This window comes from uncultured Pseudophaeobacter sp. (genome assembly GCA_905479575.1).
In the GTDB taxonomy this organism is placed as follows: Bacteria; Pseudomonadota; Alphaproteobacteria; order Rhodobacterales; family Rhodobacteraceae; genus Pseudophaeobacter.
The window spans coordinates 41,103-52,920 of sequence record CAJQNB010000034.1 but is presented as its reverse complement, the minus strand read 5'-3'; the positions used below and the strand labels follow the sequence as shown (position 1 = coordinate 52,920).

General features: G+C 56.5%; 16 protein-coding genes, 1 tRNA gene and 1 pseudogene. 13 read left to right on the top strand and 5 right to left on the bottom strand.

All coding sequences use genetic code 11. From position 1 onward, the window contains the following. From tuf to QZ268_RS11045, 6 genes and pseudogenes are all read left to right on the top strand, one after another. Nucleotides 1-268: pseudogene (gene tuf / locus QZ268_RS11070) on the top strand (elongation factor Tu); the annotation flags it as partial. Between the two features lie 635 nt (nt 269-903). After that, on the top strand, nt 904-1,503 hold the full coding sequence (locus QZ268_RS11065) for a hypothetical protein (RefSeq protein WP_295452309.1): 600 nt from the start codon (nt 904-906) through the stop codon (nt 1,501-1,503). 234 nt (nt 1,504-1,737) lie between these two features. Next, nucleotides 1,738-2,052, top strand: a complete 315-nt coding sequence (gene rpsJ / locus QZ268_RS11060; protein WP_008207555.1) for a 30S ribosomal protein S10 — start codon at nt 1,738-1,740, stop codon at nt 2,050-2,052. Between the two features lie 18 nt (nt 2,053-2,070). Next, complete coding sequence (rplC, locus tag QZ268_RS11055; RefSeq protein ID WP_295452305.1) at nt 2,071-2,781, top strand: 50S ribosomal protein L3; 711 nt, start codon at nt 2,071-2,073, stop codon at nt 2,779-2,781. Then, on the top strand, nt 2,778-3,395 hold the full coding sequence (rplD, locus tag QZ268_RS11050; RefSeq protein WP_027238994.1) for a 50S ribosomal protein L4: 618 nt from the start codon (nt 2,778-2,780) through the stop codon (nt 3,393-3,395). The genes rplC and rplD overlap by 4 nt, the downstream gene beginning before the upstream one ends. Further along, complete coding sequence (locus tag QZ268_RS11045) at nt 3,392-3,688, top strand: 50S ribosomal protein L23 (RefSeq protein ID WP_295452300.1); 297 nt, start codon at nt 3,392-3,394, stop codon at nt 3,686-3,688. The genes rplD and QZ268_RS11045 overlap by 4 nt, the downstream gene beginning before the upstream one ends. Nucleotides 3,689-3,854: 166 nt before the next feature. Here QZ268_RS11045 and QZ268_RS11040 read toward each other — a convergent pair whose 3' ends face one another. Then, a complete protein-coding gene (locus QZ268_RS11040; RefSeq protein WP_295452298.1) occupies nt 3,855-4,427 on the bottom strand; it encodes a hypothetical protein in 573 nt (190 codons plus the stop codon). 494 nt (nt 4,428-4,921) lie between these two features. Here QZ268_RS11040 and rplB point away from each other — a divergent pair, with 494 nt between their 5' ends. Genes rplB through rplP form a run of 5 tightly spaced genes read left to right on the top strand, consistent with a single transcriptional unit; the run spans nt 4,922 to nt 7,565 of the window. Continuing rightward, a complete protein-coding gene (gene rplB / locus QZ268_RS11035; RefSeq protein ID WP_295452295.1) occupies nt 4,922-5,764 on the top strand; it encodes a 50S ribosomal protein L2 in 843 nt (280 codons plus the stop codon). Nucleotides 5,765-5,767: 3 nt separating this feature from the next. Then, nucleotides 5,768-6,046, top strand: a complete 279-nt coding sequence (gene rpsS / locus QZ268_RS11030; RefSeq protein WP_122071995.1) for a 30S ribosomal protein S19 — start codon at nt 5,768-5,770, stop codon at nt 6,044-6,046. A gap of 3 nt (nt 6,047-6,049) precedes the next feature. Continuing rightward, entirely contained in the window at nt 6,050-6,430 is a 381-nt protein-coding gene (gene rplV, locus QZ268_RS11025; RefSeq protein WP_295452290.1) for a 50S ribosomal protein L22, read from the top strand. Further along, nucleotides 6,430-7,140 carry a 30S ribosomal protein S3 gene (gene rpsC, locus QZ268_RS11020; protein WP_009810821.1) on the top strand — a complete coding sequence of 237 codons (711 nt, stop codon included), beginning with the start codon at nt 6,430-6,432 and terminating at the stop codon, nt 7,138-7,140. The genes rplV and rpsC overlap by 1 nt, the downstream gene beginning before the upstream one ends. Nucleotides 7,141-7,151: 11 nt before the next feature. Beyond that, nucleotides 7,152-7,565, top strand: coding sequence for a 50S ribosomal protein L16 (gene rplP / locus QZ268_RS11015; protein WP_295452286.1), 414 nt, complete (start codon nt 7,152-7,154; stop codon nt 7,563-7,565). A 271-nt stretch (nt 7,566-7,836) separates the two neighbouring features. Here rplP and QZ268_RS11010 read toward each other — a convergent pair whose 3' ends face one another. The 3 genes from QZ268_RS11010 to QZ268_RS11000 form a co-directional block, all read right to left on the bottom strand. After that, nucleotides 7,837-8,280 carry an AAA family ATPase gene (locus tag QZ268_RS11010; RefSeq protein ID WP_295452283.1) on the bottom strand — a complete coding sequence of 148 codons (444 nt, stop codon included), beginning with the start codon at nt 8,278-8,280 and terminating at the stop codon, nt 7,837-7,839. A 167-nt stretch (nt 8,281-8,447) separates the two neighbouring features. Then, a tRNA-Ala gene (locus QZ268_RS11005) sits at nt 8,448-8,523 on the bottom strand. Between the two features lie 224 nt (nt 8,524-8,747). Next, nucleotides 8,748-9,077, bottom strand: coding sequence for a TIGR02300 family protein (locus tag QZ268_RS11000; RefSeq protein ID WP_295452281.1), 330 nt, complete (start codon nt 9,075-9,077; stop codon nt 8,748-8,750). A gap of 100 nt (nt 9,078-9,177) precedes the next feature. Between QZ268_RS11000 and QZ268_RS10995 the strand changes: the two genes are divergently transcribed. Both QZ268_RS10995 and QZ268_RS10990 read left to right on the top strand, forming a co-directional pair. Then, nucleotides 9,178-9,861: a SprT family zinc-dependent metalloprotease gene (locus QZ268_RS10995; protein WP_295452278.1), complete on the top strand. Its 684-nt coding sequence runs from the start codon at nt 9,178-9,180 to the stop codon at nt 9,859-9,861. A gap of 77 nt (nt 9,862-9,938) precedes the next feature. Then, nucleotides 9,939-10,604, top strand: coding sequence for a GntR family transcriptional regulator (locus tag QZ268_RS10990; protein ID WP_295452276.1), 666 nt, complete (start codon nt 9,939-9,941; stop codon nt 10,602-10,604). A gap of 75 nt (nt 10,605-10,679) precedes the next feature. Here the strand turns inward: QZ268_RS10990 and QZ268_RS10985 are convergent, their stop codons facing one another. Next, nucleotides 10,680-11,642, bottom strand: a complete 963-nt coding sequence (locus QZ268_RS10985) for an acetyl-CoA carboxylase carboxyltransferase subunit alpha (RefSeq protein ID WP_295452272.1) — start codon at nt 11,640-11,642, stop codon at nt 10,680-10,682. Nucleotides 11,643-11,818: the final 176 nt, after the last annotated feature.

Genomic DNA, 11,818 nt, shown 5'->3' with positions numbered 1-11,818 from the left:
AGCCGAAGCCTATATCCTGACCAAGGATGAAGGTGGTCGTCACACGCCGTTCTTCGCCAACTACCGTCCTCAGTTCTACTTCCGGACTACTGACGTCACCGGCACCGTGACCCTGCCCGAAGGCACCGAAATGGTTATGCCAGGCGACAACCTGAAGTTCGACGTTGAACTGATCGCCCCCATCGCGATGGAAGCCGGTCTGCGCTTCGCCATCCGCGAAGGCGGCCGCACCGTTGGCGCTGGCGTCGTTTCCAAAATCACTGAGTAAGGTCGAAGCCCAGCTTGCTGGGGTTCTGGCCGGTGGTGACAGGGTATTCGCGCCAAGGCGCGAATGTCCCGAAAACCACACAGGTGAATTCTACAAAAGGGCGCCCCAAGGGGCGCCCTTTTTCTTGCGAGAAAGCCCAAGTTTTCAATCCTACACGGGCACCTTTCCAAGCCGGAAAGGCGTCAAGTAGAACTGCTGACGAATGCTATTTTTTAAAGCCGCTTTTATTTTTTGTGCCATCCACAGGTACGTACCGCTGCCCGGGTTTGGGCGTGGGCGGCAGAGGGTTGCCTTTTGTCGTAGTGCGCTCTTGGCCTGTCTTCCCTCCGCGAGGGCCAACGATTTCAACTTGGCCTGAGCCAGGAGCTTTTTGTCCCGGTTTAAGTGTTTTGCTCATATGTAATTCTCCAAAAATTTACGATGAGTCATGGCTGGAGACTCATTAGGGTTGAATGGTAGCGCATAATACAGGGTTTAGGGGAGTTTAATGCTGGGGTGAGGAAGGAGGGAGGCCAGACGTCCATATGAAGCAAAACAGCAGGTTCCACTTTGGCCTTTGTGGGAGAGAAACTGAGTTTCCTTTACTTGTCGCGTTGTTTGGGATTTTGTGTAGTTGCACCTATTAGGAGAGCCAAATGCTCAAAATGCGCCTGCAAACTTTCATCAAGCTTTGCCATTTCGATCAAGTCGAGTTGGCAGGTGCACTTGACACCATGCTGAATAGTCCAGGTGTTGGTCACAACTTTCATTGGTCTTTGAAAAAAGCCATTCATCAACATATTGAAGGTGCTTCCCCTAAAGAAATCGAAGGGATCTTGGAGACACCGACTAAAGAAGCAGAACGTAAGTACAACAAAGCTGCTTTTGAGCACTTCATAGCAAAGTTTGGGAAGGCCAAACATATAGAAGTAGTTGATCAAGAGCGGGTCTACTCTGTACCTAACTTTGACATCGAGTTAAAAGTTGACCCTTGGTTTCGTACCTTCGAAAAGGGGCAGAGTCACCTGCACCTAGTTTGGGCGACACAAAAACCGGAACTCGCTCAAAGAATTGCAAACATAGGCTCTCTAATCTTGCTTGATTCCTTCAAGGGAACAGCATTGGGGAATTCTAGGTTCTGCATCATGGATCTTGTGAAGCCTAAAAGGTACTCAGACAAGACGATCTCAGACAAAACCAAGCTGGCTTTGGAGTTGGCGTGCCGTTCAATTGAGACTTGTGCCAAACTTGTATGAGGCGTGTATTTGTTTGCATTGGTCGACCGTAACAAACCCCAAACCCACCGTCCGCCCCTCATGCAACTGTTTCGCGCGCGAAACGTCTTGCCCCATGGGCCATTCAGGCGTATAGGGCGCTAGTTCCCTGGTGGAACAACAAGGCGGGGTGATTCCCGCCTTTTGGGTTCGATGAGGGTAAGCGGTGGTCGCTGCCCCTCCTCTCAACCCCCACGCCTAGATAAAGGCTGACTAATGCAAAGCCAAAATATCCGTATTCGGCTCAAGGCATTTGACTATCGTGTACTGGACGCCAGCACACAAGAGATCGTCAACACTGCCAAGCGGACCGGCGCGACTGTTCGCGGCCCGATCCCACTGCCAAACAAGATCGAGAAATTCACCGTTCTGCGTGGTCCCCACGTTGACAAGAAATCTCGTGACCAGTTCGAGATCCGTACGCACAAGCGTATGCTCGACATCGTTGATCCGACCCCCCAGACCGTGGACGCGCTGATGAAGCTCGACCTGGCCGCTGGTGTGGACGTCGAGATCAAACTGCAATCTTAAGAACGGAGGGTATAAATAATGCGCTCTGGTATTATTGCAAAAAAAGTCGGCATGACTCGTTTGTTCATGGAAGATGGTCAGCAGATCCCTGTGACCGTTCTTCACCTGGACGGGCTGCAGGTTGTGTCTCAGCGTACCGATGACAAAGACGGCTACACAGCTGTTCAGCTCGGTGCGGGTTCCGCTAAGGTCAAGCGTGTCTCCAAGGCAATGCGCGGTCACTTTGCGGCCTCCAAGGTAGAGCCCAAGCGTAAGCTCGTGGAATTCCGCGTGCCTGCTGATGCTCTCATCGAAGTCGGCGCCGAAATCTCGGCCGAGCACTTCCTGGCAGGTCAAAAAGTTGACGTGACCGGTACATCCATCGGTAAAGGTTTTGCCGGTGCGATGAAGCGCTGGAACTTTGGTGGTCTGCGCGCGACACACGGTGTTTCGATTTCGCACCGTTCGCACGGTTCCACCGGCCAGTGTCAGGATCCCGGTAAGGTTTTCAAAGGCAAGAAGATGGCTGGTCACATGGGCGCCGCCCGCGTAACCACACAGAACCTGGAAGTCGTCAAAACTGACGCCGACCGTGGTCTGGTCTTCATCAAAGGCGCCGTACCTGGTCCAAAGTCTGGCTGGGTCACCGTCAAGGATGCCGTGAAGAAGAAAGCTCCTGAAGGTCTTCCCTTCCCAGCTGGTATCAAAGCCGCTGCGAGCGAAGCCCCTGCGGAAGGTGGTGAAGCATGAAACTTGATGTGATGAATCTCGACGGCAGCAAAGCTGGCGACATCGAGCTGAACGCTGACCTCTTTGGTCTGGAGCCACGTGCGGACATTCTGCACCGTGTGGTCCGCTGGCAGCGTAACAACGCACAGGCCGGTACCCACAAGGTAAAGACCCGTTCGGAAGTCAAATACTCGACCAAGAAGATCTATCGTCAGAAAGGCACCGGCGGCGCACGTCACGGCGCACGTTCTGCTCCGATCTTCCGCGGTGGTGGTATCTACAAAGGCCCCGTTGTGCGTTCGCACGGCCACGAGCTGACCAAAAAGTTCCGTAAGCTGGGTCTGCGTCACGCACTCTCCGCCAAGGCGAAAGCCGGTGAACTGGTGGTGATCTCTGACGCTGCTGCCGAAGGCAAAACCGGTGCTCTGGCCAAACAGGTTGCAAACCTGGGCTGGAAGCGCGCGCTGGTCATCGACGGTGCCGAAGTAAACGCAGGCTTTCTGAAAGCCTCGCGCAACATTGAAGGTCTGGATATCCTGCCAACAATGGGTGCAAACGTTTACGACATCCTGAAGCGTGACACCCTGGTTATCACCAAGGCTGGTCTCGAAGCACTGGAGGCTCGTTTGAAATGAACGCTAAAGCAGAACACTACGACGTGATCCGCAAGCCGATCATCACCGAGAAAACCACCATGGCATCCGAAAACGGTGCGGTTGTTTTTGAAGTTGCGATCGACAGCAACAAACCCCAGATCAAAGAAGCGGTTGAGACCCTCTTTGGTGTGAAAGTGAAGGCGGTCAACACCACCATCACCAAGGGTAAGCAAAAGCGGTTCCGCGGCCAGATTGGCCGTCGCAAAGACGTGAAAAAGGCCTATGTGACGCTCGAAGAGGGCAACACAATCGACGTGTCCACCGGACTCTGAGATCAGGTTCTTTTGAACTAATAGAGAGGCCCTCGCTGCGAAGCGGGGGCCTTTTTTGTTGAGGGCGTGCTATCGGGAGGGCGGCGCCTGACCCTGGGTGGGTGCGAAAGCGCCCTCCCGTGGGGAGGGTCAGGCGCTGCCCGGCCTTCGGCCGAGCTGGTCTTGGTTAGCCTTTTGTTTGTTCGTCAACAGTTTTGGCCATTTTGTCGGCGACATTTACGGCCGTTGCTAGAAAGCGAACCTCATCAGCGTCGAGACCTTTTCCGTAAATCCTTTGAAGAATTTCGTCTTGTTTGGTGGCGAAGAGCAAAATGAGACCAAGTTCGAGCCTATATAGAAAAAGCGCTATTTCTGTTTTGAAGCCCGGCTCTGTCGATGCGCCAACAAGTTCGCCGCTCTTACTGGTATGAATATTTTCAAGATATTTGGGGACGGCTGCTTGAGAGAGTTCTGATAGGCCCCCGTGGTGCTGCCGAAGGCGATGAGGGAGGCTTGAAATTTTGGGGGTCTGATTAGATCTACGTTTTCCTGCCCAAATCTCATCTATCGCTCCTATGATTTCCATATGCTGACGAATTAAGGACGCGGCTTGACCGTACAATCCTTCGGCAACAAGCACCTCGCAGGGGTCGATACCTTGGACAAAGAAGACCGATAGCTGCGCGCTTTGCGCAGCTTTTACTCTTGTTTCTTGGTCGAGGTTGTCAGGCCATTTTTTCCTTGGAAGCGACCTAGGCAAGAAGTTTTCGCGCTCACCGACATTTCATGGGCGATTAGGAACTCGTCGGCTGCGCTTTTGAATTGCTCCCGAACCTTATTACGATGGTGCTTCTGTGAAGCCAAAAAGCTCACAGCGGGAGAGTACATTGGACTTTTTTCATAATTGGCCTATGCGCTAAGATAGAGAGATAGAATGGACTGCAGCTAACACTGCATGTAACGGCTTTCGTTGACAGTGGCTTTATGAGGTTTCTTGCCTTACCCATTGCCACCCACCCCCAACCCTGCTACATCCGCCCAATCCTACTGGCCTCAGATTCGTTCTGGGGCCGTATTCTTTGTGGGATACTTTGAGCTGGGGACCTTCGGGGCCCTAAAGACTGGCCACCTTAGTAGTCATTGTCCAATAGGGACAGGCGGACGGGGGGCTTACACATAGCGGGTCCAAAGACAAAAACCTAAGGATCCGCAGCGATGGGGAAACCCATCGTAGCTAAACGGAAGACAGAAAGCATGGCACTTAAGTCGTATAAGCCGACGACGCCGGGCCAGCGTGGGCTGGTTCTGATCGACCGTTCGGAGCTTTGGAAAGGGCGTCCGGTTAAATCTCTCACTGAGGGTTTGACCAAAAAGGGCGGCCGGAACAACACCGGACGGATTACGATGCGCCGCAAAGGTGGCGGGGCAAAACGCCTCTATCGTATCGTCGATTTCAAACGTAACAAATTCGATATTGCGGCAACCGTTGAACGGATCGAGTATGACCCGAACCGGACCGCGTTTATCGCTCTGATCAAATACGAAGATGGTGAGCAGGCCTATATCCTGGCGCCTCAGCGTCTTGGCGTTGGTGACAAGGTCATTGCTTCGGCAAAGGCAGACATCAAGCCCGGCAACACAATGCCTTTCTCTGGCATGCCGATTGGTACCATCATTCACAACATCGAAATGAAGCCCGGCAAAGGCGGCCAGATCGCCCGTGCAGCCGGTACATACGCTCAGTTCGTTGGTCGTGACGGTGGCTACGCTCAGATCCGCCTGTCCTCGGGCGAGCTGCGTCTGGTGCGTCAGGAATGCCTGGCCACAGTTGGTGCCGTGTCGAACCCCGACAACTCCAACCAGAACTTTGGTAAAGCGGGCCGCATGCGTCACAAGGGCATCCGCCCTTCGGTACGTGGTGTTGTCATGAACCCGATCGATCACCCACACGGTGGTGGTGAAGGTCGTACCTCTGGTGGTCGTCACCCGGTAACCCCATGGGGTAAGCCGACCAAAGGTAAGCGCACCCGTAACAAAAACAAAGCGTCGCAAAAGCTGATTATCCGCTCGCGTCACGCCAAGAAGAAGGGACGTTAATTTATGTCTCGCTCTGTATGGAAAGGTCCTTTTGTCGACAGCTACGTGCTTAAAAAAGCCGAAGCTGCGCGCGAGTCGGGCCGTAATGATGTCATCAAAATCTGGTCTCGTCGTTCCACCATTCTGCCCCAGTTCGTGGGTCTGACATTTGGTGTTTACAACGGCCACAAGCACATTCCCGTAAACGTCTCGGAAGACATGATTGGTCAGAAGTTTGGTGAGTATTCGCCAACGCGCACCTATTATGGTCACGCCGCTGACAAAAAAGCGAAGCGGAAATAAGTCATGGGTAAGGTACAAAATCCCCGCCGCGTGGCAGACAACGAAGCAATGGCGAAAACTCGCATGCTGCGTACCTCCCCGCAAAAGCTGAACTTGGTTGCGCAAATGATCCGCGGCAAGAAAGTCGACAAGGCTCTGATCGACCTGACTTTCTCGAACAAGCGCGTGGCGCAGGACGTGAAGAAATGCCTTCAGTCCGCGATTGCCAATGCTGAAAACAACCACAACCTGGACGTTGACGAGCTGATCGTTGCCGAGGCCTGGGTTGGTAAGAACATGACCCTCAAGCGTGGTCGTCCACGGGCGCGTGGTCGTTTCGGCAAGATCTTGAAACCGTTCGCTGAGATCACCATCAAGGTGCGTCAAGTTGAGGAGCAAGCCTAATGGGACATAAAGTCAATCCGGTTGGCATGCGCCTGCAGATTAACCGCACCTGGGACAGCCGCTGGTACGCCGACACCAAAGATTTTGGTGATCTGCTGCTGGAAGACATCAAGCTGCGCGATTTCATCAAGGATGAGTGCAAGCAGGCTGGCATCGCTCGCGTGATCATTGAACGCCCTCACAAGAAATGCCGTGTGACAATCCACACTGCACGTCCTGGCGTGATCATCGGCAAAAAAGGCGCTGACATCGAAGTGCTTCGCAAGAAGCTGGCCTCGATGACAGACTCGGAACTGCACCTCAACATCGTTGAAGTGCGCAAGCCCGAGCTGGACGCGCAGCTGGTTGGTGAGTCCATTGCTCAGCAGCTGGAACGTCGTGTATCCTTCCGTCGCGCGATGAAGCGTGCCGTACAGTCTGCCATGCGCATGGGCGCCCTGGGTATCCGGGTGAACGTTGCTGGCCGTCTGGGTGGCGCTGAAATCGCCCGTACCGAATGGTACCGCGAAGGTCGTGTGCCTCTGCACACTCTGCGCGCCGACATCGATTACGCTCACAACGAAGCCATGACACCTTACGGTATCATCGGGATCAAAACCTGGATCTTCAAAGGCGAGATCATGGAACACGATCCTCAGGCACGTGACCGTAAAGCACAGGAACTCCAGGACGGCCCTGCACCTCGTGGTGCTGGTGGCGGTCGTCGCTAAGGAGAGAATAGATGCTTCAACCAAAGCGTACCAAATTCCGTAAAATGCACAAAGGCCGGATCAAAGGCGACGCCAAAGGCGGCTCCGATCTGAACTTTGGCACTTTCGGCCTCAAGGCAACCACACCTGAGCGCGTCACCGCGCGTCAGATCGAAGCTGCCCGTCGTGCCATGACCCGTCACATGAAACGTCAGGGTCGTGTCTGGATCCGTATCTTCCCAGATACCCCAGTGACCTCCAAGCCCGTCGAAGTTCGTATGGGTAAGGGTAAAGGTTCCGTGGATTATTGGGCATGCAAGGTCAAACCTGGCCGTGTGATGTTCGAAATCGACGGCGTCAACGAAGACATCGCCCGTGAGGCCCTGCGCCTGGCCGCGATGAAGCTTCCGGTGAAAACCCGCGTCGTGGTTCGCGAAGACTGGTAAGCCCGGTCATCGGAAAAAATAGAAACCCCCGCCGAGAAATCGGCGGGGGTTTTTCTGTTTCAGGCTTACGGGTGCCGCGCTACAAAACAATGATGGGCACTGGTAAAGAGCCGTTCCCAAAGGGCAGGCCACTTTCTCCGGCGCGCTTGGGCTTTGCGGTGGCGCTTGTGGCCCGTCAGCAGACCACTTGTCTCGCTAGCACGTCAGCGCGCGGCTGTATGGCGATACGCGGCAGCTCCGTGATTTTGTATCCGAGCGCGGTGTAGGTCTCTCACATGACTGTGCAGGTTGCTTCAGCTTCGGCGCGGGACTGCTTGCGCTCGGCATCTTGTTGGAAAATGGCATCCCAGAACGGCGCCAGGAAGACGCGACGGTTGTACCGGGTTGCTTTGGCCGTTGCGGCGACGTGAGGCGGCACGGTGAGGCCGCAGAGGGTCAGGTAGCCAAGGGTGTCGGGAAGGCCACGGTCAAAGATCACCGGGCCTGTGAGCGCCTGTGCGGCGGAATAGGCATCCAGGTCGCGCTCTAGCATCTTCTGGGCAAAGGCCGGGCGATCGGCCCAGGGAAGGGCATCTCCGCCGCTCTGGACTTCATCGCGGATGATCGCGCGGCCGGATTCGGGAACTGTGTGAAAGCCGCGGCGGGCGAGTTCGGTGATCAGGCTGGTTTTGCCCGCACCTGGCCCGCCCGTCACGACAAAGAACTGGTCGCTCATGGGCTATCCTCGGGTGTGACAGGGGAAAGGCTGCGACGGGATCAACACGTCGAAGGGCGCGGATCGAAGCAGCATGAATTTTTGTAGGAAAACAGCACCCATCTGCACGGCAGATACAAATACTCTGAAGCGGCGGCGAGACTTGTCTGATGCTATTAAGAGGGATTTGGTGGAGCCTAGGAGGATCGAACTCCTGACCTCCTGCATGCCATGCAGGCGCTCTCCCAGCTGAGCTAAGGCCCCAAATCACACCGTTAGAACATCCTGGCCATTTGGCCGCTCCGTCTTGCGGTGTGAGGGTGATTTAAGGGACGATGCAGCAGGCCGCAAGTGGAAAATGCACCATCGTCGAGAGTTTTTTTGCCGGGCGCCCCTGCAGGTGTTTTGCAAGGCTGCCTGCATTTGCTCACTTGGATCCCCAGGCAGCCTACTGGCTGCTTGGGAGAGCAAAATCACATCAGGTGATCTTAGGAATCGTCGTCTTCTGAGGCGACGTCCGCGATCTCTTCGAGAGGCACGGTATCGGAATCATCGTCATCATCGTCCAGAACATCATCGCCCAGATCCAGATCGACATCTTCGTCATCTTCCAGAACGTCTGTATCATCCGCGTCGTTTTCTTTTGCCTTGGCGCTGGCAGCATCTGCGGCGTCAGCTTCGATCATCCGGCTTTTGCCAGTGCTCAGCTCGACAACTTCGCCCGTGTAGGGGCTGACGATCGGGTTTTTATTCAGGTCATAAAACCGTTTGCCGGTGGTTGGGCAGACGCGCTTTACGCCCCATTCTTCGTTGGGCATGTGGGTCCCCTTGATTTACTGGTGAGTCGTATCGACGATTCAGTTGCCTTGCCATATGAGGTGAGCACTGTCAAAGCCTTTGCCGTGAAGGGGCGCCGCCATGAGCGCATATCACCTGCCAGGAAACCCGCCGGTTCCTCTTGTCCTGCGCCGCTCAGCGCGGGCCAAGCGCATCAGTCTGCGGATTTCTGCCCTGGATAGCAGGGTGACCCTGACACTGCCCAGCCGTGTGCCAGCCCGCGAGGCTCTGGACTTTGCCGCCGAAAAAGAAGACTGGATCCGCGCCCACCTGGCGCGCCACCCAGAGGTGGTTGAGGTGGGCTTTGGGACCCTGCTTCCCGTTGAGGGGCAGCAGCGGCAGGTTGTCGCCGGTGGCAAACGCGGTGTGCGGCTGGAGCCGGAGGCGGTTGTGGTCGGCGGCGATAACCCGGCCAGGTCGATTGAACGCTACCTCAAGGAACTGGCACGGGACCGGTTGGCGGCGGCATCGGACCACTATGCCGCCCAGGTGGGGCGGTCCTACGGTAAGCTGAGCCTGCGGGACACCCGTTCGCGTTGGGGGTCTTGCTCTTCTGCCGGGACATTGATGTATTCCTGGCGCCTGATCCTGGCCCCGTCCGAGGTGTTGTCCTACGTGGCGGCGCATGAGGTGGCGCATCTGGTCGAGATGAACCACTCTGCGGATTTCTGGGCTGTGGTGGCGCAGCTCTATGGTGATAGCGCCGCGCCCCGCCAGTGGCTGCGGAGCGAGGGGGCTGGATTGCACCGCTATCGGTTTGGCTAGCGTCAGAGGCGCCAATTTCGATAGCACGGCGTATTCGGAGGTTGACCAGGGGCTGATTTGTGATCACAGCATAGGCCATGTCCATTTCTGCCAAACCCACCGCTTCATCCACGTCAGATACCACGGCTTCGGCGCATGACCGGGTTTACCGGGCGTTGCGGGCGCGGATCATGTATGGCGATATCGCCCCCGGCGAGGCCCTGACCCTGCGCGGCATTGGTCGCGAATACGGCGTGTCGATGACCCCTGCGCGCGAATCCCTGCGCCGCCTGGTGGCCGAGGGCGCCTTGTCGCTGTCTTCTTCCGGGCGGGTCACAACGCCCGAGCTGAGCAACGAACGGATCGAAGAACTGGCCGCCCTGCGGGCGTTGTTGGAGGTAGAGCTGTCCAGCCGCGCCCTGCCACGGGCGCATATGGCGCTGATTGACCGGCTGCACAGCATCAATGTCACCATCGCCGAGATGGTCTCCAAGCGCGATGCGGTTGGCTATATCCGCAGCAACCTGGAATTTCACCGCACCCTCTATCTGCGGGCCCAGGCCCCGGCGATGCTGGCCATGGCAGAAACCGTCTGGCTGCAGCTGGGGCCGACGATGCGGGCGCTTTATGGGCGTCTACGGCGTACCGATCCACCGCAAAACCACCGCCTGATCATTGCGGCGCTCAAGGCGGGGGATGAACCGGGCCTGCGTCTGGCGGTGCGGTCTGACGTGACACAGGGTTTGCGGTTGCTGGTGGTTTAATATCTCCCTGAAAAGCAAAACCCCAGCTGCAACAGCCGGGGTTTTGTTTGTTGTCACTGGGGTCTTTGAAACCGTTTAGGCGGCGAGGCCCTTGGAGCCGATGTCGAGGAATTTTTGGCGGCGGTCCTTGATCAGCTCGGCGCCGTCTTTGTCTTTCAGCTCATCCAGCATGTCCTGAATGGCGGTGGCCACGGATGCCATGGCCGCCTTGGCGTCGCGATGGGCGCCGCCAAGCGGTTCGGGGATAATCCGGTCGATCACCGCCAGCTCACGCAGGTTTTGCGCCGTCAGACGCAGGGCCTCGGCGGCCTCGCGCATTTTTTCGGCGTCTTTCCACAGGATCGAGGCACAGCCTTCAGGGGAGATCACCGAATAGACCGCATGTTCCAGCATCGCCACGCGGTTGGCGGTGGCAAAGGCAACCGCGCCACCAGAACCGCCTTCGCCGATGATGACGGAAATGACCGGCACGCCGATCTTCAGGCTCATCTCGGTAGAGCGGGCAATGGCTTCGGATTGGCCGCGTTCCTCGGCACCTTTGCCGGGATAGGCGCCCGTGGTGTCGACCAGTGTTACCACCGGCAGGCCAAACCGCCCGGCCATTTCCATCAGGCGCACGGCTTTGCGATAGCCTTCGGGGCGGGCCATGCCAAAGTTATGCAGGATGCGGGCCTTGGTGTTGGAGCCCTTTTCATGGCCGATTACCATCACCGGCTGGTCGTTGAACCGTGCCAGCCCACCCATCACTGCGAGGTCATCGGCAAAATTTCGATCCCCTGCCAGCGGGGTGTATTCGGTGAACAGCGCGTCGATGTAGTCGCGGCAATGGGGCCGCTCCGGGTGCCGTGCCACCTGACATTTGCGCCAGGGGGTGAGCTCCTTGTAGAGATCTTTCAGCAGCTGATCGGCCTTGGCGTCCAGCGCCGCGGCCTCGTCGGCGATGTCCATCTCTTCGTTGGCCCGTGCCAGGGCGCGGAGTTCTTCTGCTTTGCCTTCGATTTCGGCCAGCGGTTTTTCAAATTCCAGGTACTGAGTCATATCGCCTCGCTCACGCGGTTTTGCCGTATATGGCCTTCTGTGCGCCCAGATGCAACTCTGTGGCTTGCCTCGGGTCAACCAAATTCCCAATAGTCTGGTTTCCGGTGTGGAAAATCAAAGCAGCAATGGCAGTGGCACTGATCAGCAAGATTTGTGAATCCGCTTCGTGGCAGATC

Coding starts and splice junctions, on each gene's coding strand:
- QZ268_RS11065 (WP_295452309.1), top strand. CDS start 904: ATGCTCAAAATGCGCCTGCAAACTTTCATCAAGCTTTGCCATTTCGAT.
- rpsJ (WP_008207555.1), top strand. CDS start 1,738: ATGCAAAGCCAAAATATCCGTATTCGGCTCAAGGCATTTGACTATCGT.
- rplC (WP_295452305.1), top strand. CDS start 2,071: ATGCGCTCTGGTATTATTGCAAAAAAAGTCGGCATGACTCGTTTGTTC.
- rplD (WP_027238994.1), top strand. CDS start 2,778: ATGAAACTTGATGTGATGAATCTCGACGGCAGCAAAGCTGGCGACATC.
- QZ268_RS11045 (WP_295452300.1), top strand. CDS start 3,392: ATGAACGCTAAAGCAGAACACTACGACGTGATCCGCAAGCCGATCATC.
- rplB (WP_295452295.1), top strand. CDS start 4,922: ATGGCACTTAAGTCGTATAAGCCGACGACGCCGGGCCAGCGTGGGCTG.
- rpsS (WP_122071995.1), top strand. CDS start 5,768: ATGTCTCGCTCTGTATGGAAAGGTCCTTTTGTCGACAGCTACGTGCTT.
- rplV (WP_295452290.1), top strand. CDS start 6,050: ATGGGTAAGGTACAAAATCCCCGCCGCGTGGCAGACAACGAAGCAATG.
- rpsC (WP_009810821.1), top strand. CDS start 6,430: ATGGGACATAAAGTCAATCCGGTTGGCATGCGCCTGCAGATTAACCGC.
- rplP (WP_295452286.1), top strand. CDS start 7,152: ATGCTTCAACCAAAGCGTACCAAATTCCGTAAAATGCACAAAGGCCGG.
- QZ268_RS11010 (WP_295452283.1), bottom strand. CDS start 8,280: ATGAGCGACCAGTTCTTTGTCGTGACGGGCGGGCCAGGTGCGGGCAAA.
- QZ268_RS11000 (WP_295452281.1), bottom strand. CDS start 9,077: ATGCCCAACGAAGAATGGGGCGTAAAGCGCGTCTGCCCAACCACCGGC.
- QZ268_RS10995 (WP_295452278.1), top strand. CDS start 9,178: ATGAGCGCATATCACCTGCCAGGAAACCCGCCGGTTCCTCTTGTCCTG.
- QZ268_RS10990 (WP_295452276.1), top strand. CDS start 9,939: ATGTCCATTTCTGCCAAACCCACCGCTTCATCCACGTCAGATACCACG.
- QZ268_RS10985 (WP_295452272.1), bottom strand. CDS start 11,642: ATGACTCAGTACCTGGAATTTGAAAAACCGCTGGCCGAAATCGAAGGC.